Genomic DNA, 19,505 nt, shown 5'->3' with positions numbered 1-19,505 from the left:
GCGGCCAGTTGCCGTGTTTCAAAAAAGGCGGGAGCCCCCGCCTCGGTGGTGCTAAGGGTGCAGGTGCGAGTAGCCGTCCAGGTAGCGGTCGGCCGCGTTGGTCCAGGCGAAGTCTTGGGCCATCGCGTGTTGCTGCAGCGCCTGGTAAACCGGCGGCTCATTTTGGTAAATCGTCGCCGCGCGAATCAGGGTATCGGCCAAGACCTGGGGCGTGAAGTCCCAGAAGGTGAAGCCGGTACCGGCGCCGGTGGTCGCGTCGTAGGGCTGAACGGAGTCGCGTAGGCCGCCGGTTTCGTGAACGATCGGCAACGTGCCGTAGCGCATCGCCATCATCTGCGCCAGGCCGCTGGGCTCAAAGGCGCTTGGCATGACGAAGAAATCCGCCCCGCCGTAGATCTGCTGGGCCAGCCCCTCGTCAAAGCGCGTGACCGCGGCGACCTTGCCGGCGAAGCGCTCGTGCAGGTGACGGAAGGCCGCCTCCAGGTTGGCGTCGCCGGTGCCAAGCATCACCACCTGGATGTCGGCGCCGGGCAGAATCTGTTCCAGGGCCGCCACCAGCATCCCCATGCCTTTTTGCTCGGTCAGCCGCGAGACGATGCCAAACAACGGCACCGCTCGCTCGGGCAGCCCGACCGCCGCCTGCAGTGCGGCCTTGTCTTGGGTCTTGCCGCTGAGGTCACGAGCGTCGAAGTGGGCCGCGAGGTGCGTATCGGTGGCCGGGTCGTACAGCGTCGTGTCGATGCCGTTGAGGATGCCGACCAGCTTGTGGGCCTGCTTGCGCAGCGTCCCGTCCAGGTGTTCGCCGAACTGCGGGGTCTGGATTTCTTGCGCGTAACTCGGGCTGACGGTCGAAATCAGATCGGCGAAGTTGAGGCCGCCCTTCATGAAGTTGACCTGGCCGTCTTGGGCGAAGCCGTCGTCGTTGAAGAACTGACGGCCGATGCCAAAGACCGTGTCCAACACGCTGGCCGGGAACCACCCCTGAAACTGCAGGTTGTGGATCGTCAACTGGGTGCGAATCTGCTGGTACGGCGTGATCCAGCCGTACTTGTCGTGCAGCAGCACCGGAATGAAGGCGGTGTGCCAGTCGTTGACGTGCAAGACGTCTGGGATGAAGTCGATCACCTGCAGCATTTCGATGATCGCCATCTGGAAGAACCCGAAGCGGCCACCGTCGTCCCAGTAGCCGTACAGCCCGTCGCGGCCGAAGAATTCCTCGTTATCGATCAGGTAGTAAGTCACCGCCTTGAGCTTCAGGGTGCGGATGCCGACGTACTTCTCCTGGCCGCCGAAGTTCAGTGAAAACTGGGTCAACGGCCGCAAGTCCTTGAGGTACTGGGCCGGAAACAGTTTGGGGTAGTAAGGCAGCACGACGCGGATGTCCACGCCTTTTTGCGCCAGGGCCTGCGGTAAGGCGTAGGCCACGTCGCCCAGGCCACCGGTTTTGTAAAACGGCGCCCCTTCCGCCGCCGCGAACAGCACTTTAAGCATGGGTGAGTTCCTCCACTTCGCTGGGCCGAAACACGGTCCGGTTCTTCTCAATCACAATCGGGTGGTCGGGCGAGCCCTGGATGGTCAGGTTGGGGCCGATCACCACGCCCTTGTCCAAAATGGCGTAGGCGACCTTGGAACCGGTCGAAATCTTGCTGCCCTGCATCAGAATGCTGTTTTGCACGGTTGCGCCTTGATGCACCACCACGTTGCGGAAGATCACGGAGTCTGCGACCTCGCCTTCGATGTAGGCGCCGGTGCCCAAGACCCCGTCTTGCACCGTCGAGTCCTTGGCAAAAAAGCTCGGCACCTCGTTTTTGCTCTTGGTCAGAATTGGGATGTTCGAAAACAGCAGCGATTGGTAGTTGCTCTCCGTCAGCATGTCCATGTTGGCGGCGAAGTAGCGCTGCAGCGAGTTGATGCGCGACAGGTAGCCGGTGTATTCAAAGGCATTGGCGTTGCCGGCCAACACCGCCTCGCGCAAGAGCTGCGGCAGCCGGCGGAACTCCGCGGTTTGGGCCGCGGCGTCCAGCAGGTCGATCAAGTCGATGGTCGGCAGCAGGTAGATGTCCATGAAGCTCGGCACCGTGGTCGTCGCCTCACCGTCGTGGCGCTCCGCCGCCTGGATCACCGACGTCGCGATGCCCTGCTCGGACAAGGTCAGCGTCCAGTCCTCCGGTGCAACCGTCTCCTTGGGGACGTTCTTGTACACCGCGGTGATCTCCGCGTCACCGGCCTTGTGGTAGGCCAAAATGGCGTTGAGGTCGATGTTGGCGATGTTGGCCGCCCCCATCACCACCGTGTACTGCGAACCGCTGCGGCGCAGGAACTGGGTGTAGTTCTCGTAGTAACGTTGGCGCAGCGCCTGATCCGAGTAGTCGCGCGTGGCGACGTACGGGAACAGGAACACCCCGCCTTGAATCAGGTCCAGGTTCCACGCGGCCCCGCTTCTGATGTGGTCTTGCACGGACCGCTCGGATTCGGGCATGAACAACCCGACGCTGTGGATGTCGGCGTTGGTGATCGCCGACAGGGGGAAATCGATCAGGCGGTAGCGCCCGGCGAAGGGCAGTGTCCCAATCGGGCGGTGCAGCGTCAGCGGCAACAGCTTGTGGACGTCCTCGTTCAGGTCGATGACGGCGGCCATTTCTCCTTGTCTCATGCTTTTTCCTTCCTTCCTACCACTTCACCGTACCCCACCACGGCGATGTCGTCTTTGGTGCCGATAATCTCACCGTTGTCGCCGACCAGCGCGTTCTCGCCGATGATCGCGTGGTCGATCACCACGTTCTTGCCGATCACGACGTTGGGCATCACCATCGAGTCTTTGACCACCGAACCCTCGCCGACCTTGACGTTTTGGCTCAAAATGCTGTGGTCGATGGTGCCGGCAACGTAGGAGCCATCGGTGATCATCGCCCGGGTGACCTTCGCCGTTTTGGTCAGAAACATCGGCGGCAGCGCCTCGGTCTGCGAGTAGATGCGCCAGTTGCGGTTGGCGATGTTCAGCGCGTTGTTCGGGGCCAGGAATTCCATGTTGGCCTCCCACAACGACTGAATGGTGCCGACGTCCTTCCAGTAGCCGTGGAAGGCGTAGGCGTAGGTCGGCTCGTTGTGGGCCAGGTAGGCGGGAATCACGTCCTTGCCGAAGTCCTCCATCTTGCCGTCGGTCGCGTAGCTTTCCGTCAGGTACTTCTTGAGCGGCGCCCAGTCGAAAATGTAAATCCCCATCGAGGCGAGGTTGGACTTGGGTTCTTCGGGCTTCTCCTCAAAGGCGATGATGCGGTTGGTGTCGTCGGTGTTCATGATGCCAAAGCGGCTGGCCTCCTTCATCGCCACCGGCATCACCGCCACGGTCAAGGTCGCCTTCTTGGCCTTGTGGGCGCGAAGCATCCGCTCGTAGTCCATTTTGTAAATGTGATCACCCGACAGCACCAGCACGTACTGCGGGTTGTAGGAGTCGATGTAGGCCATGTTTTGGTAAATCGCATGGGCCGTCCCCTCAAAAAACTTCTCGCCTTCGCTTGAGGCGTAAGGCTGAAGGATCGTGACGCCGGCGCCGCGTTCGTTGAGCCCCCAGGCCGCGCCGTTTTGGACGTGGCGGTTGAGTTCGAGCGGCTGGTACTGCGTGATCACGCCAACCGTGTTGACGCCGGAGTTGCTGAGGTTGCTCAAGGTGAAATCGATAATGCGGTAACGACCACCGAACGGCACCGAAGGCTTCGCGGTGGTTTTCGTCAGTTTGCCCAGCCGGGTTCCTTGGCCCCCGGCCAGAATCATCCCTAACATCTCTGTAACCATGTTGGTCCCTCCATTTCGAGTAAGAGCGTGAGCCGAGGCGTCCTTAGCGGGACGGGTAGCGTAGGGTTGGGACGGGAAGCGGGTTGTGCTTCCGGTTCCTACCCGAGCTAGCCGCTCCCGCGTTGCCTCGGGGAACGCGTTTAGAGCGTGAGCCGAGGCGCCGTAGCGGGACGGATAGCGTAGGGTGGGGACGGGAAGCGGGTTGTGCTTCCGGTTCCGACCCGAGCTAGCCGCTCCCGCGTTGCCTCGGGGAACGCGTTTAGAGCGTGAGCCGAGGCGTCCTTAGCGGGACGGGTAGCCTAGCGCGGCGGGGTGAAGCGGTCCTTGCTTCAGGCCGCCGTGCGTCGCTAGCCGCTCCCGCGTTGCCTCGGGGAACGCGTTTGGCGCGTCAGCCGGCGCGGTCACGCCTTTGGGGCAATCAGCAATGCGCCCATCGCCGGCAGCACGACGTCGACGGTCGCCGGCTGGCCGTACGCCGGTTTGTCGCGGCTGTGCAGGGTGCGTTGCAGCCGCACCCAAGTCCCGCCGAAGTGCTGGCTTTCGGTGTTCAGCAGCACGGTGTAGGTGCCGGTCTGCGGCACCGGCACCGCAAAGTGTTGCCGCTCCTCCGGCAGCAGGTTCATCACCACCACCAGGTCGTCTTCGGGGCTCAGGCCGTGGCGGATGAAGCTCAGCACGTCGTTTTGAGAGCCGATGGTCACCGTGATGCCGGCCGGCGTTTGGTCATCGACCCACAGGCTCGGGGTCTTGACGTACAGCTTGTTCAGGGTGCGAGTGAACACCTGCATCGCCGCGTTCAGCGGGTCGTTGAGATCCACCCACTCCAAGGCGCTCCAGTCGCGCCACTCGAGGAACTGGCCCCATTCGCCGCCCATGAACAGGAGCTTTTTGCCCGGATGGGTCATCAGCCAGACGAACATCACGCGCAGGTTGGCGAACTGGTTGTAGCGGTCGCCCGGCATCTTGTGCATCAACGACTTCTTGCCATGCACCACCTCGTCGTGGGAGAACGGCAGGATGAAGCGCTCGTCGTGCATGTAGACGAAGGAGAAGGTCAAAAGGTCGATGTGGTCGCGCCGGGCGTAGGGCTCCATGGCAAAATAGCGCAGCGTGTCGTTCATCCACCCCATGTTCCACTTGGCCGAAAAGCCTAGGCCGCCGTCTTGCAGCGGCGCGGTGACCTGCGGGTAAGCCGAGCTTTCCTCGGCGATCATTTGCGCCTCGGGCTTGGTCGCCTGAACCACGCCGTTGAGCCGCTCGAGAAAGGCGCGGCCCTCCAGGTTCTCGCGGCCGCCGTCGCGGTTGCGGTCCTGCTCCTTGCCGGCATCGTAATCCATGTACAGCATGTTGGACACCGCATCGACCCGCAGCCCGTCCAGGTGGCAATGCACCAGCCAGAAAATCGCGCTGGAGATCAGAAAGCTTTGCACCTGGGTTTTGCCCAGATCAAAGTTCCACGTCCCCCACCGCACGTTGTCGGCGCGGTGCGGGTCTTGGTACTCGAAGGTCGCCGTGCCATCGAAGGTCGCCAAGGCATCGGCGTTGCGGATGAAGTGCCCCGGCACCCAGTCCATGATCACCCCGAGTCCCGCCTGGTGAGCCGCATCGACGAAGGCCAAAAAATCGGCCGGGCTGCCAAAGCGGCTGGTCGGGGCGAAGTAGCCCATCAGCTGGTACCCCCAAGACGCGTCCAGCGGGTGCTCCATCAGGGGCATCAGCTCGATGTGGGTGTAGCCCATCTTTCGCACGTAGGGAATCACCGCGCGAATCGCCTCGCGGTAGGTCAGGTAGCCGCCATCCGCGTGGCGCTTGAAGGAGCCCAGGTGCAGCTCATAAATGTTTTGCGGTTGCGGCTGCCCCACGCGCCGTCGCACCCGCGCCTGCCAGGCGGCGTCTTGCCAGTCGCGCTGCGGTGGTCCCGACAACCTGGCCGCGGTGCCCGGCTTCTTTTCGAACGCGAAGCCGAACGGATCGATTTTGGTGGCGACGCTGCCATCCGCCGCGGTCACCTGCACCTTGTACAGCTGGCCGAATTCGGCGGTCAACGTCCCTTCCCAGCAGCCGGTCGCCCCAAGCGGCGCCAGCGGCTGCGGCCGCCACGCCGAAAAGTCGCCGACAATCGCCACGCCGGCCGCGTTGGGCGCCCACACCAAGAAGTGCCACCGCCCCGGCGCCACCTCATGCGCCCCAAAACGCCGGTAGCTTTGAAAATCCTCCCCGCGGTCAAACAGGTACGCCCAGTCCGTCAAGGATTCCGTCAATGTCCTCACCCCTCATTCTTGTTAACGCTTACATCCGGATTATAACACCGTTATCCGAAAATTGAATCTTTAAACTGGCGCGAGCAAAAACTTAATGAATCCGCGCCTGAAAGTGGCACCGGTCTAGTCATCATCTGTCTAGGCACCGACACACGCTACCTTTTCCAGTGTGCGAGCCTCACCGCCAAAACACCAGAAATCAGCTCGTGACTTGTCACAAATTTGGCCGCAAGTCGCGGCCACGAAAAAACGCCACCGTGCGAGACGGTGACGCGGGATGATTCGAATTGGGTTCGTTCAGTTGATTGCGTGGTCGGCCTCAGGTCAGGCTGCCGCCGTGAACCTCGGTGGCCTCGGTGACCAACACGAAGGCGTGGGGGTCAAGCTGGTGGATGCGATCGAGCAGCTGCTGGTAATCGCTTTGCTCCACCACCACCATCAGCATCTCGCGCGGCTCGCCGGAGTGGCCGCCGATCACCTGGTGGATGGTCAGGCCGTGGTCGCTCACGGCCAAGGCTTCCTCGAGCTGCGGCAGCGCGGTGTTGCTCATCACGTACACCGCCTTTTTGCGGTCCAAGCCGGTTTCGACGTAATTCATCACCAAAGAGGTCAGCCCGACGGCAAACATCGCCAGCACGAAGGCCTCAAAGCCGGACACCGGAATGTTGAACAGGCAGACCACCATGTCGACCAAAAATAGCCCGACAGCCGGCTTCATCTTGAAGTACTTCTGCAGGATCATCGGTGGCACCGTGGTCCCACCGCTCGAGGCGTTGAGCCGGTAATTGACGGCGACCCCGATGGCAAAAATCACCGACCCGACGATCACGGCCAGCAGCCGGTCCTTGACCACCAGCGCTTGCGGCGTCAGCGCCAAAAGCACCGGCAAGGCCAGGCTGCCGAACAGGATGCGCCGCGTGGTCGCGCGGTCCAGGAAAAACCAGGCCAACACCAGCATCGCGAGGTTGACGACCAGGGTGGTCAGCCCGACGCTGACGCCAAAGCCCTCCTGCACCAGGATTGCGATCCCGGTCGCGCCGCCCGGGGCCACGCCGTGCGGGGCGTAAAACAAGTTGATGGCAATGGCAATCAGCTCCAACGCGAGAATCATCAACGCGCCACGGACCCACCACCGGTTGAGATATTTTGACATTGCAGGCTCCTTTTCTTTAACATTATAAGTAGATTATAGCATACCGCGTTTACTGAACTGTACCAGCGCCTGCCTGCCGTCGCCACCGTTTCGCACAAAAAGTGTTGCAACCGATTTCATTGTGTGATACATTTTAAGCGTGATAATTGACCACAACATAAAGGAGCGAATCCATATGACCACCACCTCTACAGTTCCTGCAAGCGTTGCAATGCTTCGCGTCATCGAGTCCTGGGGCGTCGACCACGTGTACGGCTACCCCGGCGGCTCGTTCAACTCGACCATGGCCGCCTTGGACGCCGAGCGCGAACGCCTCAAGTACATCCAGATTCGGCACGAACAGGTCGGCGCCTTGGCCGCCAGCGCCGACGCCAAGCTGACGGGCAAAATCGCCGTTGCCTTCGGCTCCGCCGGCCCCGGTGCGACCAACCTGCTGACCGGGCTGTACGACGCGCGTGAGGACCACGCACCGGTGCTCGCCTTGATCGGCCAGGTGCCGAGCACCAACATGAACTACAACTACTTCCAGGAGTTCGCCGAGAACCCGATTTTCGAGGACGTCGCGGTGTACAACCGGCTGGTGATGACGCCGGAGAGCCTGCCGTACGTGGTCGACAAGGCGATCCGCGAGGCCTACAAGCACCAGGGCGTGGCGGTGGTGGTGATTCCCAACGACTTCGGCTACAAGCCGATCCCAGACACCCCTTACAGCAGCGTGTCGCCGACCGACCGCAAGCCACGGCCGCTGCCGGTGGCCACTGAAGAAGAGGTCGCGCATGTCCTTGAGATGATCAAGGCCGCCAAGCGGCCGGTGATCCACGTCGGCCGCGGCATCGGCGCCGGCGGTCAGAAGCTGGTTGAGCTGTCCAAGAAGCTCCAGATTCCGCTGGTTTTGACCGGCCTGGCCAAGGGTCTGGTGCCGGATGATTACGAAGGCAACTTAGGTTACGCCAACCGTGCGGCGATGAAGGCCGCCGACGAGATTTTCGCCGTGTCCGACCTCGTGATCGCACTTGGAGCCGACTTCCCGTTCGCCAACCTGGTGTACCGCACCCACGAATTCAAGTTCGTCCAGATCGACATCGATTCGGCGCAGTTTGGCCGCCACCACTTCCTGGACTACGGGGTGTGGTCGGATGCGACGGCGTTCGTCGACGCGGCGCTGGCCCAAAGCACCGCGGTCGCGCCGTCGCCGTACTTCCAGGCGGCCGTGGCGGCCAACCGCAACTGGCGCGACTACCTGCGCCAGCTCAGCGAGCGGCCGAGCGATCCGCTAGAGTTCGAGGCGGTCTACCGCGAGCTCAACAAGGTCAAGGACCCGGACGCCGTATTCGCCATCGACGTCGGCGACAACATCATCAACGCCTTCCGCTTCCTTGAGCTGACCCCGCAGAACAAGTGGACAATCTCCGCGCTTTTCGCCACCATGGGCTACGGCCTGCCCGGCGCGATTGCCGGCAAGCTCAGCTTCCCGGACCGCCAAGTCTTCAGCATTTCCGGAGACGGCGCCTTTTCCATGGTGATGCAGGACCTGATCACGCAAAAAAAATACGGCTTGCCGGTGATCAACATCGTGACGTCCAACGCCAGCCTGAACTTCATCAAGTCCGAGCAAGACGACATCGCGATGCGAACCCACTCCGGGATTTTCATCGAAGACCAGGACTTCGCCGCCATCGCCCAGGCAATGGGCGTCCCGAGCGTCACCGTCACCAAGAGCAGCGAGCTGCCAGCCGCGTTCCAGGCGGCGCTTGAGGCCACCGCGGCCGGCTCACCGTTTTTGATCGACGCCAAAATCACCGACAAGCGCGGCCTGCCGGTGGAAGAGCTTGAGCTCACGATTGAGGACGGCAAGCTGATTGAAACCGTCAGCGCCAACTACAATGCCAACCAGGCGCTGAGCCGCCCGAAGGACCTCGCCGCCTTCTTCGCCGAGTACGACGGCCAATCCCTACGGCCGCTCGCCGACTTCTTCGAAGAATACCATGTCGCCTTATAACCAGACCACAACGCCCGGCCCATGCAGCCTCCTGCATGAACCGGGCGTTGTTTTGGTACCAGAGCGGAGCGGGGCGTTTAGGCGACCGCCCAGCGTAAGGCTGGCGCCTGGGCCGAACTTGGCCCAGGTGACGGCCTTAGCTGCCGATGCCCCGCGGAGCTCGACGAACCAGAGCGGAGAAGCGCGTATTTAGCGACTCGGCCAGCCTAGCCGTGGCACTTGGGACCCGGGCTTGGTCCCGAGGGCTGCGGCGTAGCTGGACGCAGCCGCGTTGCGCTTCGGAGCTCGACGAACCAGAGCGGAAGCCGGCGGGTTTAGCGGGACGGGTAACCTCGCGTCTCGCTGCTAGTTGAGGGTTCCCGCCTCGCCGGCTGCCTGCTTGTACCCCAGCGCGATGAGCCAAAGCCGCGTCAAAACCGCCAGGAACACGGCCACCATCAAGGGCAGCGCGACGATGGCCAGTCCAATCACCATCAGCCCCGGCGCATCGGTCGCATCCGCCACCTGGTAGATCTGCGGCAACAGCAGCGCGAGCCCGGCGGCGATGCCGACCACCGCCCACTTCAGCCGGCGCAGGCCGCTGACCGCCGCCGCGCTGAACGCCTGGGCCCGGTCGATGACGTCCAGCAGCCGCCACGCCACCACCGCAGCGGTCGCAAAGGCCGCCGCCGTCAGCCACAGACCGGCGGTGAACACCCAGGCCACCACCGGTCTGTGAAACTGGGCCAACAGCAGCCCCGGATAGTGCGGGAACAGGCCAAAGGCGAACAGTGCCACCACCGCCATCGCCGCGACCAGCATCAGCCGCAACCCCAATAATCTAAGCTTCATAGCCAATTCCTCCCACTGCATCTTCTTGACGTTGGCTTCATTATAGCCGCCCCGTCGGTCCCTGCGGTTTAAGCTTCCTTTAAGCCCCAGGTGACAACTCTGTTAGGTCACTGTCACCGAGTTTTCACCCGGCCGGTGCTATGATTAATGGTGAAGGGACGGTGGTAGACCAATGAAGTGGAAATTCTTGCTAATCGGCGTCCTGCTCAGCCTCGGGCTGTTCGGTGGGGTCCGACCCGCCGAAGCCGTGCCGGCCACGCGGGCACCGGCTACCCTGTACCTGCACGGTCACTTCGGTGGTCCCCGCTCGATGGACTACCTGATGCACGAGGCCGAAGTCGAAGACCAGGCCCACACCGTCATCACCGCCACCGTGTCCCGCCACGGTCACGTCACCCTGCGCGGTCGCTGGCCCAAGGCCACCCGCCGCCCGCTGGTCAAAATCGTTTTCAAAAACAACCGCACCTTGCGCTACGACCGCATCGTCAACTGGCTTCACAACGTGCTGGTGGCGCTGCAGCGCAAGTACGGGATGCAAAAATTCAACATCGTCGCCCACTCGCTGGGTAACGCCGCCGTGCTGTTCTACGAGCTGCACTACGGCCAAGACCGCAGCCTGCCGCAGCTGCAAAAATACGCGGCGATTGCCGGCAACTTCGACGGGATCCCGGGTCGCCACCGCGGCCAGCACCCCAACCACCTGCTGCCGGACGGGCGGCCGCACTGGATTGCCCCGCCCTACCAAGACGCGATCAACCTGCGCCATGTGTTCCCCAAGGATCAGGTCGACATCCTGAACCTCTACGGCAACCTCGAGGACGGCAGCCACTCCGACGGCAAGATTCTCAACGCCAGCTCCCGCTCGCTGCGCTTCCTGCTGGGTAAGCAGGCGCGGTCCTACCGCGAAAAGGAATTCCTCGGCTGGGACGCCCGGCACGGCCTGCTGCGGCTCAACCACCGCGTGGCCAAAACCGTCAACCGCTTCCTCTGGCATTAACCGCAAAAGACGCGCCATTCCGCGATTGGAATGGCGCGTCTTTTGCGCTGGGTGCCGGCGGCCGACCGCGGCGATCCTCCGCATCCTTGTAGCACACAAAGGGTACCGCGGGTCGCCCCGCCGTACCCCGATTGATATTGAATTGAAGAACCGCCCCGCCGGCAGGGCAGACTGCCCCCGCCGACGGGTAGAACCGATTCAGTTGGTGTTACGCACTGTGGTGGAACTGGCAGTTGCGGGTCATTGGAGTCAAACCAGGGCTGTTTTCTTTTGCGCGAATTTCTCCAGCGCTAGACGCTCACGCCGCGGACGTGGTCGACATAGGTCGACGTTCATCAGATGAGAATGATAGTCACCGTAGACTGCCTTGAGCTGCGCTTCGGCCGTGCGAGCCGAGAGGCGCTGTCGAATTCTACGGCAATAGAATAACACCGGACGACCGGGATTACCATTACGCCAGTGTAAATGTTAGGTAAATTTTGTGTAAATAAATAACATCCTGCGAATACGGTCAGCCAACCAAAAGGCGCGAGCAGCTCAAAACTCGAGTCGCTCGCGCCTTTTTGCGGTGCTACTTGGCCGCCAGGGTGTCCTTGGCCAAAGTCAGCGCCTGCTGAATGCCTTCCGGCTTCTTGCCGCCGGCCTGGGCCATGTCCGGCCGGCCGCCGCCGCCACCACCGATGGCCGGGGCAATCGCCTTAATCAGGTCGCCGGCCTTGACGCCGGCCTTGATCGCCGCCGGGCTGGCACCGACCAGCAGGCTGACCTTGCCGTCGTTGGCCGTGGCCAGCACCAGCACATCCGAGGCCGCCTTGTCGCGCCAGGTGTCGCCGAGCTGACGCAGCTCGTTCATGCCGGCGACCTTGACCGCCTTGGCGATCAGCGTGAACTGACCGACCGTTTCGGCCGTGTCGAACAGGTTGGCCGAGGCCTGGGCCGCAAGTTTCGCCTGCAGGCCGGCCACCACCTTCTGGCTGGCCTTGAGGTCGGCCTGCAGCGCCTCAACCTTGTGCGGCACCGCCGTCACCTGGTCGAGCTTCAGGTCGGCCGCCGTCGCCGCCAGCAGGTCCTGCTGCTTGGTCAGGAAATCGTAGGCCTCCTTGGACGTCACGGCCTCGATGCGGCGAGTGCCGGCGCCGATGCCGGTTTCGCCGGTGATTTTGAACAGTCCCAGCGCCGCGGTGTTGGTCGGGTGGGTCCCGCCGTCGAACTCGCGGTTGTAATCGCCGATGGAGACGACCCGCACGACGTCACCGTACTTGTCGCCGAACATCGCGATGGCGCCTTGCTTCTTGGCCTCTTCGATCGGCATTTCCTCCCAGGTGATCGGGAGCTGACGCCAGATCTGCTGGTTGACCCGCAGTTCAACTTGGCGCAGCTGCTCCGGGGTCACCTGGCCGAAGTTGGTGAAGTCAAAACGCAGGTACTCCGGCTCAACCAAGGAGCCGGCCTGGTGCGTGTGTTCGCCCAGCACCTCGCGCAGCGCCTGGTCCAGCAGGTGAGTCGCGGTGTGGTTCATCGACACCTTCTTGCGCCGCTCCACATCGACTTTCAGCTTGTAGATTGCGCCGACTTCCAGCGTGTTTTCAACCGTGACGGTGTGCAGGTTCTGGCCGTTCGGTGCGTGTTGCACGTCGGTCACCTTGGCGACCACGACGCCGTCTGCGTCGAGGATCTCGCCGTGATCGGCGACCTGGCCGCCCATTTCGGCGTAAAACGGCGTCTGGTCGAACAACAGCCGCGCCGTGCCGGCCTCGATGCGCTGAACCTGCGCGTCGTCGACGATGATGTTTTCAAGCTTGGCCTGGTCCTCAAGGTCGGTCCAGCCGGTGAACTTGCTTGGCGTCTTGATGTCCATCAAGACCTTGTCCTGGCTGCCCATCGACTGCGCGTCGCCCCGCGCCGCCCGGGCCCGGGCGCGTTGCGCCTCCATGTCGGCCTTGAAGCCAGCCATGTCAACGGTGAAGCCCTCATCCGTGGCGATTTCCGCGGTCATTTCAACCGGGAAGCCGAAGGTGTCGAACAGCTTGAAGGCCGTGGCACCTGGAATCACCTTGAGACCCTGGTCGCGCAACTCGGCGATGGTCGAGTCCAGAAGCGCGATGCCGGCATCCAGCGTTTCGCGGAAGCGGTCCTCTTCGGAGTGGATGACCTTTTGGATGAAGGCCTGGTTCTTCAGAATCTCCGGGTAGTAGCTGTTCATGATCTCACCGACCACCGGCACCAGCTCGTACAAAAAGGCGTGGTCGATGCCCAGCTTCTTGCCGTTGACAATGGCGCGGCGAATCAGGCGGCGCAGCACGTAGCCGCGGCCTTCGTTGGACGGCAAGGCGCCGTCGCCGATCGCGAAGGTGACCGTCCGGGCGTGGTCGGCGATGATCTTGAACGCCACGTCGTCTGCGGCGTTGGCCCCGTACTTGCGGCCGGCACTCTTTTGCTCGGTCGCCTTGATGATCGGCATGAACAGGTCGGTCTCGAAGTTGGTCTTAGTGTTTTGAATCACGGACACCAGCCGCTCCAGACCCATGCCGGTATCGATGTTCTTATGCGGCTGCTCGACGAAGCGGCCGTCCGGCAGGTGGTTGAACTCGGAGAAGACGATGTTCCAGATCTCCAGGTAGCGCTCGTTTTCGCCGCCCGGGTAGTTCTCGGGGTCGTCTTCGGCCACGTTGTTGAATTCCTGGCCGCGGTCGTAAAAAATCTCGGAGTCCGGGCCGGATGGGCCTTCGCCGATGTCCCAGAAGTTGTCCTCGACTTCAAAAATCTTGCTCTCGGGCAGGCCGACCACCTCGTGCCAGATGCGCTTGGCCTCGAGGTCCTTGGGGTAGACGGTGACGTACAGCTTGGCCGGGTCAAGCGCCAGCCACTTGTCGGACGTCAGGAATTCCCAGGCCCAGGGAATGACCTCGGGCTTGAAGTAATCGCCGACGGAGAAGTTCCCGAGCATTTCAAAAAAGGTCAGGTGCCGGGCCGTTTTGCCGACGTTCTCGATGTCGTTGGTGCGAATCGACTTTTGCGCGTTGGTAATCCGCGGGTTCTTCGGCACCACGCTGCCGTCGAAGTACTTCTTCAGCGTCGCCACCCCAGAGTTGATCCACAGCAAGGTGGGATCATCGACCGGGATCAGGCTAGCGCTTGGCTCAACGTCGTGGCCCTTTTCCTTGAAAAAATCCAGGAACATCTGCCGGATTTCGGCACTGCTCAGTTGTTTCATGTGTCCTCCTTCAGCCGCCGAGGCGGCCGGCAAACAAAAAGACACCGCTGCAATCCAAGGACGCTTGCGCGCGGTACCACCTTGTTTGCAACGATGTTCATCGTTTACCACTTAATTACGTTGTGAAATTGTCGTATCAGGGAGCACAAGCCGCCCAGACCACGGGGCTCCCAGCACTGCCCCATTTTCTGGATGGGAAGCTGGACGGCTTGCATATCCTAACGCGCTAATTGTACGTTGTTGAAAGCGGCGTGTCAACCAGACCAGGGCGCAGCAAGGCGGGTTTAGCGGGACGCATAGCGCTGGGTTGGTGCTTGGGGTGTACTTGCCCCAAGGGCCGACCCAAGCTATGCGCTCCCGCGTTGCCTTGCGGAGCCCGACGAACCAGGGCGTAGGGCCGCGGGTGAGCGGGACGGGTAGCGTGAGGCTAGACGTTGGGCCTGAACTTGGCCCAGCGTCTGGCCTGAGCTAGCCGCTCCCGCGATGCGGCCTGGAGCCCGACGAACCAGGGCGCAGCAAGGCGGGGTTCGCGAACCGAGTCCCGTGGCACCGCGCCTTGGCCCGGTCCTCACCTACAGCGCAATCCGCACGATTTTGCGGTACTGGGTGCTGGCGAACGGCCCCGGGGTGGCGCGGTAAAACGGCGACAGGGCCAGCAGGTCCTGGCCGCTTGGCAACGCCGTCAGCGCCCGGCTCTTGGCCCAGTCGCCATCGATCAGCTCGCTACCGGGGCGGCGCAGCGGCACGGTCAGGCCGAAGCGGTTGGGCACGAAGTTCAAGTCCTCCGGCAGCTGGTTACCCCAAGCGAACAGCCGGTGGCGGCCGCCGCCCATCAGGTACTCATACTCCCGCTCGTTGGCCAGCGCGAAGCCGTGGCCGCCCAGCGTCTGCTTCAGCTGGGCCGCGTCCCAGTCGTGCTTGATTGCGACCTGGTAGGCCGTCGCACTGGCCTGGCGCAGCCGCAGCGTCTCGGTTTCGATCACCGGCGGCAGGCTGCCGTCCGGCCCCGGCACCAGCAGCGCCGCGACGGCGCCGCCGAGCTTGGCGTAGGCAAAAAGGTCCCCGCGAAACTTGCCGGTGATGAAATCCAGCTGCCCAATCACCTCGAGCTTGCTGGCAATCGGCGTCCGGGCCACCAGCATCGGCGGCAGGTCGAAGCGGCCGGCCGGGCTGAGGTGGTTCTCCCAGGCCGCCTGGTTCAACCCAAGCGCCGTGCCGATGGCCTGCAGCTGCGGCGCCAGCGGCCAGGTGACGCCCAGCGCCACGTCGGGCATCCCCGGCACGAAGCGCAACCACTCACCGGCAATCAGGTAATCGAAGGTGTTGAGCGTTTGGCCAAAAGTGGTGACGGTGACCGGCTCGATTGCATCGACCGCCAGCAACGGGCTCAGAAAATACCGCCCCAGCTGCGCGGCGGCGAAGCGCCGCGCCTTGTCGTCCAGCGCGTTCCACTCGGGGAACAGTAAGGTTAACTCTGCCATTGTCTAATCCTCTCCTCTACCGGTGCGGCCGCCGGCTCGCCACCGCCGCCCGATGTGGACACCGCTACTTGCACCACAGGCCGGTCGCTCACCCCGCTGCCTGCACCGCCGCCCGGTCGCTCACCCCAAAACGGCGCGGCGAGTCCCCTCACCGCGCCGCCTGCGTCAGTTTTGCTTGTTCTTCTTGCGGGTCGCACGCATTTCCTCGCGCTTTTTGATCTTGTTGTTGCGCCGCCGCTCCTCGGCCACGGCCTTTTGAATCTTCTTCTTGTAGCCGGGCATCTTCTTTTTGGCTTCCTTCTTGGCCAAGCCGCGAATCGCCAGGCTGCGCTCCTCGGTCTTGGGCTTGCGGGCCTGGCGCCGATTGCGGTCGTAGGAGTCGACCAAGGCGCCGTTTTTGAAGGCCTTCGGGGTAAAGTGAATGCCCAGGTGTTCGAGCTCCGCAATCTGCGCCTCTTGACCCGGGGCGTAAAGCGTGATGGCGGTACCGGGCAGCCCCTTGCGGCCGGTGCGGCCGACGCGGTGGATGAAGAACTCCAGGTCGTTGGGAATCTCCGCGTTGATCACCAGCGAGACGCCGTCGATGTCGATGCCTCGCGCCGCCAGGTCGGTCGCGACGACGTACTGGAACTTGAGGTCGGCGACTTCCTTCATCACGCGCTTGCGTTCACGCGGCGGAATGCCGCCGTGAATCTTGGCGACCTTCAGGCCCTGGTTGGTCAGGTAGCGGTGAATCGCGTCGGCCGTGGTCTTGGTGTTGGCGAAGACCAGCGCCAGGAACGGCTCGCCCATGGTCAAAAGCTTGTAGATCAGTTCGTTTTTATCCTGACCCTTGACCGACACCAGCTGGTTGTCGACGGTGTCGGCAATCACGGTCTTGGGCTTGATCACGATTTCGAGCGGATGGGCCATGTACTTCTTCAAAAACGGCTGCAACTTGGCCGGAATGGTGGCGGAGAACACCAGCATCTGCAGGTCCTCTCCGAACACCCCGGCAATCTGGTCGACGCTGGCCAAAAAGCCCATGTCAAGCGTCATGTCGGCCTCATCCACCACGAAGGTGTGGGCGGTCCGGGCGTTCAGCGCCTGGGCCTTGATCAGATCCAGCAGGCGGCCCGGGGTGCCGATGGCGACGTGCGGCTGCTGGTTGCCGAGCTTTTCGATCTGGCGGCTCTTGTCGGTGCCGCCGACGTAATTGTGGATGCGCAGGTCCGGGTTGGCCGCGGCCAGCTGGGTGGCCACGGTGTAAAGCTGGGTGGCCAGCTCGCGGGACGGCGCAGTGATGACGACCTGCACGGCGTCCTTGGTCGTGTCGATACCATTGAGCAGCGGCAGCAGGAACGCGTGGGTCTTGCCGCTGCCGGTTTGGCTTTGGCCGATCACGCTTTGGCCCTTCAGGACGGCGGGAATCACCTGCTCTTGAATCGGCGTCGGCGTCTTGATCTGCATGTCGGCAAGCCCTTGCATCAGGAAGGGCTTGAGGTGAAACTGGGTAAAATCAGGCATTCATGGTCTCCTTATAGTCGTGAACCAAAGCATCCAGCGCGTGTTGAATCTGCGCCGCCTCGGTGAGGTCTTGGGCCTTGGCGCCGGCGGCCAGCGGGTGGCCCCCACCGGCGAAGGCCTTGGCCAGCTCGTTAATCACCGGCCCCTTGGAACGCAGGTTGACGCGGTACGGCGCGTCGACTTGCTCGACGAACATCGCCCAGGCGATCACCTCGCCCAGCCGCCCCGGGGTGCCGACCGCGGCGTGAACCTGATCTGAGGTCAGGCCGAGCGCCTCGACCACGCGGCGGGGAATCACCACCCACGCGGCGCCGGCCGGCGTGACGGTCATGTGCGTGAACACGTAGCTTTGCAGCTTGGCCTGGGCGAAAGTGATTTGGTTCATCCGGTTGTTCAGGGCCGTCGGGTCAAAATCGGCCTGAATCAGCGTGGCGGCCACCTGAAGCGTGTGGGGGCTGGTGTTGTTGAACAAGAAGCGGCCGGTGTCGCCGACGATGCCGGCGTAAAGCAGCCGGGCGGCGGCGGTGTCCAGCGTCAGTTTGTCGCTTTGCTGGATCAGATCAAAAATCAGCTCCGAGGTCGAGCTGGCCGCTGGTACCACCCACTGCAAGTCGCCGTAAGCGTCGTCGTTGGGGTGGTGGTCGATTTTGATCAGCTTGGCGCCGGTCAAGAAGCGCTGGTCGGACACCCGCGGCTGGTTGGCCGTGTCACACACGATAACCAAGGCCCCTTCGTAGGTCGCATCCGCCACCTCATCCATCGCAGACAGCCAATCCAGGTTGCCGACCGCCCCGCCGACCAGCAGGACGTTTTTGTCCGGGTAACCGGCGGCGATGGCGGCGGCCAGGCCGCCTTGGCTGCCCAAGGCGTCCGGGTCCGGGTTGACGTGGCGGTGAATGATAATCGTGTCGTAGTCTTGAATCGCCTGCAAAATCTGGTCTTGGATCATCGTGAATTCCTTTCTAACAGCTGGCAGGTGACGATTGCCTTGGCAACCGGCAGCCCGTCCGTCTGCAGTTCAATGTCAAAGGAGCCTTCGTGCTGGGTCATCTCCAGCGGCCGCAGCGTGATCAGCACCGTCGACTCCAGCTGAATCGGCCGGAAGGTGTGCAGTGAAAGCTGCTCGATCAGCACGTTGCGCCGCCCGTTCTCGTTGAGGTAGTGGGTGACCACGGTGTTGATCGCCTCGTTCATCACCCCGAACGACAGGGTGCCAAGCTTGTTGGTCATCATCGGCGTGGTGTGAAGCTCAAACGCCGCCCCCACGTCCGGCTGCACCTTGGCCGCCTCCAGCTGGGCCGCCACCGTGTCGGCGATGGTGGTGCCGACCGAATCGGAGCCCAGATCCGCCAGGCTGGCGAACACGCTGGCCCGGGTGACGATGCCGAGCAGCTGCCAGTCGTCGTCGACCACCGGCAGCACGTTCAGGCCGTTGCCCTGCATGGTGTGGCCGACGGTGGTGACGCTCAGGTACGGCCGCACCGTCTGGGGGTTTTTGACCATCACGCGTTCAAGCGGGGTGGTCGCCTTCTTGCCGGCCACCAGCTTGGGCGTGACCATCCCCACCAGCCGCCCGTTGCCGGTGATCACCGGCAAGACGAAGTCGGCGCGGGACTCGCGCAGCCGCGTGAAGTCGGCGACGGTGTCGGTGACGTTGGCGGTGCAGGTCTCTTCAAGCGGGGTGTAAATCGCGGCGACGGTCAAAATGTCTTGCTTGATCGCCTGATCGGACAGCGCCCGGTTCAGCATGGTCGCAACGGTGAAGGTGTCGTAGCTGGTCTGAATCACCGGCAACGACGCGGCGTTGGCCTGGGCGATCACCGCGTCGGAGGTCATGAAGCCCCCGGTGATCAAAACCGCCGCGCCATTGTGCAACGCCGCCTGCTGGGCGTCCTCGCGGTTGCCCAAAATGACCAGCGAATTCTTGGTGATGTAGCGGGTCATTTCGCTAGGCGTCATGGCGCCGATCACGAACTTGTCCAGCTTCTTGTCGAGCCCCGCGGAACCGCCGAGGACCTTGGCGTCGATCAGCGTGAGTAGAGCCCGGAACGTCAGCGAGTCGATGTTGTTCACCGGTTTTTGCTCGATGCGAATCGTGCCGACTCGCTCGATGGTGGACACCAGGCCGGTGTTTTCGGCCTCCTTGATCGCGCGGTAGGCGGTGCCTTCGCTGACCTTTTGGTGCTTGGCGATGGTTCGCACCGAAATCTTGGTCCCGACCCCGAGGCTCGCGATGTAGTTGAGGATCTGTTCATGTTTAGTCGCCATTAT

13 protein-coding genes are annotated in these 19,505 nt (G+C 62.8%); 2 read left to right on the top strand and 11 right to left on the bottom strand.

From position 1 onward, the window contains the following. Nucleotides 1–51 precede the first annotated feature (51 nt). The 5 genes from glgA to ACYVRZ_RS06665 form a co-directional block, all read right to left on the bottom strand. Nucleotides 52–1,491, bottom strand: a complete 1,440-nt coding sequence (gene glgA / locus ACYVRZ_RS06685) for a glycogen synthase GlgA (RefSeq protein WP_461225867.1) — start codon at nucleotides 1,489–1,491, stop codon at nucleotides 52–54. After that, entirely contained in the window at nucleotides 1,484–2,653 is a 1,170-nt protein-coding gene (glgD, locus tag ACYVRZ_RS06680; RefSeq protein WP_461225865.1) for a glucose-1-phosphate adenylyltransferase subunit GlgD, read from the bottom strand. Before glgD ends, glgA begins: the two co-directional genes overlap by 8 nt. Continuing rightward, nucleotides 2,650–3,792, bottom strand: a complete 1,143-nt coding sequence (locus ACYVRZ_RS06675; protein WP_225048906.1) for a glucose-1-phosphate adenylyltransferase — start codon at nucleotides 3,790–3,792, stop codon at nucleotides 2,650–2,652. Before ACYVRZ_RS06675 ends, glgD begins: the two co-directional genes overlap by 4 nt. A 401-nt stretch (nucleotides 3,793–4,193) precedes the next feature. Beyond that, nucleotides 4,194–6,053, bottom strand: a complete 1,860-nt coding sequence (gene glgB, locus ACYVRZ_RS06670; protein WP_461225863.1) for a 1,4-alpha-glucan branching protein GlgB — start codon at nucleotides 6,051–6,053, stop codon at nucleotides 4,194–4,196. 319 nt (nucleotides 6,054–6,372) lie between these two features. Next, nucleotides 6,373–7,206 carry a YitT family protein gene (locus tag ACYVRZ_RS06665; RefSeq protein ID WP_461225861.1) on the bottom strand — a complete coding sequence of 278 codons (834 nt, stop codon included), beginning with the start codon at nucleotides 7,204–7,206 and terminating at the stop codon, nucleotides 6,373–6,375. A gap of 175 nt (nucleotides 7,207–7,381) precedes the next feature. On the opposite strand from ACYVRZ_RS06665, the gene spxB reads away from it, so the two are divergent. Beyond that, nucleotides 7,382–9,205: a pyruvate oxidase gene (spxB, locus tag ACYVRZ_RS06660; RefSeq protein WP_461225859.1), complete on the top strand. Its 1,824-nt coding sequence runs from the start codon at nucleotides 7,382–7,384 to the stop codon at nucleotides 9,203–9,205. A 345-nt stretch (nucleotides 9,206–9,550) separates the two neighbouring features. Here the strand turns inward: spxB and ACYVRZ_RS06655 are convergent, their stop codons facing one another. Continuing rightward, the gene (locus ACYVRZ_RS06655; protein WP_461225857.1) at nucleotides 9,551–10,036 is read right to left on the bottom strand and encodes a DUF2975 domain-containing protein; all 486 of its coding nucleotides are present in this window, start codon (nucleotides 10,034–10,036) and stop codon (nucleotides 9,551–9,553) included. Between the two features lie 172 nt (nucleotides 10,037–10,208). Between ACYVRZ_RS06655 and ACYVRZ_RS06650 the strand changes: the two genes are divergently transcribed. After that, on the top strand, nucleotides 10,209–11,033 hold the full coding sequence (locus ACYVRZ_RS06650) for an alpha/beta hydrolase (protein ID WP_461225855.1): 825 nt from the start codon (nucleotides 10,209–10,211) through the stop codon (nucleotides 11,031–11,033). Nucleotides 11,034–11,604: 571 nt separating this feature from the next. Here ACYVRZ_RS06650 and alaS read toward each other — a convergent pair. From alaS to ACYVRZ_RS06625, 5 genes are all read right to left on the bottom strand, one after another. Continuing rightward, on the bottom strand, nucleotides 11,605–14,247 hold the full coding sequence (alaS, locus tag ACYVRZ_RS06645) for an alanine--tRNA ligase (protein WP_461225853.1): 2,643 nt from the start codon (nucleotides 14,245–14,247) through the stop codon (nucleotides 11,605–11,607). A 572-nt stretch (nucleotides 14,248–14,819) separates the two neighbouring features. Next, on the bottom strand, nucleotides 14,820–15,728 hold the full coding sequence (locus tag ACYVRZ_RS06640; RefSeq protein ID WP_461225850.1) for a hypothetical protein: 909 nt from the start codon (nucleotides 15,726–15,728) through the stop codon (nucleotides 14,820–14,822). A gap of 165 nt (nucleotides 15,729–15,893) precedes the next feature. Continuing rightward, complete coding sequence (locus tag ACYVRZ_RS06635) at nucleotides 15,894–17,234, bottom strand: DEAD/DEAH box helicase (RefSeq protein WP_461225848.1); 1,341 nt, start codon at nucleotides 17,232–17,234, stop codon at nucleotides 15,894–15,896. Next, a complete protein-coding gene (locus ACYVRZ_RS06630) occupies nucleotides 17,227–18,183 on the bottom strand; it encodes a DHH family phosphoesterase (RefSeq protein ID WP_461225846.1) in 957 nt (318 codons plus the stop codon). Before ACYVRZ_RS06630 ends, ACYVRZ_RS06635 begins: the two co-directional genes overlap by 8 nt. Next, entirely contained in the window at nucleotides 18,180–19,502 is a 1,323-nt protein-coding gene (locus ACYVRZ_RS06625; RefSeq protein ID WP_461225844.1) for a DRTGG domain-containing protein, read from the bottom strand. Before ACYVRZ_RS06625 ends, ACYVRZ_RS06630 begins: the two co-directional genes overlap by 4 nt. Between the last annotated feature and the right edge of the window lie 3 nt (nucleotides 19,503–19,505).

It is taken from the genome of Lacticaseibacillus suihuaensis (genome assembly GCF_054785075.1).
Note: the sequence above shows the minus strand (reverse complement) of the source record. Positions and strands in the feature narration are given on the sequence as shown.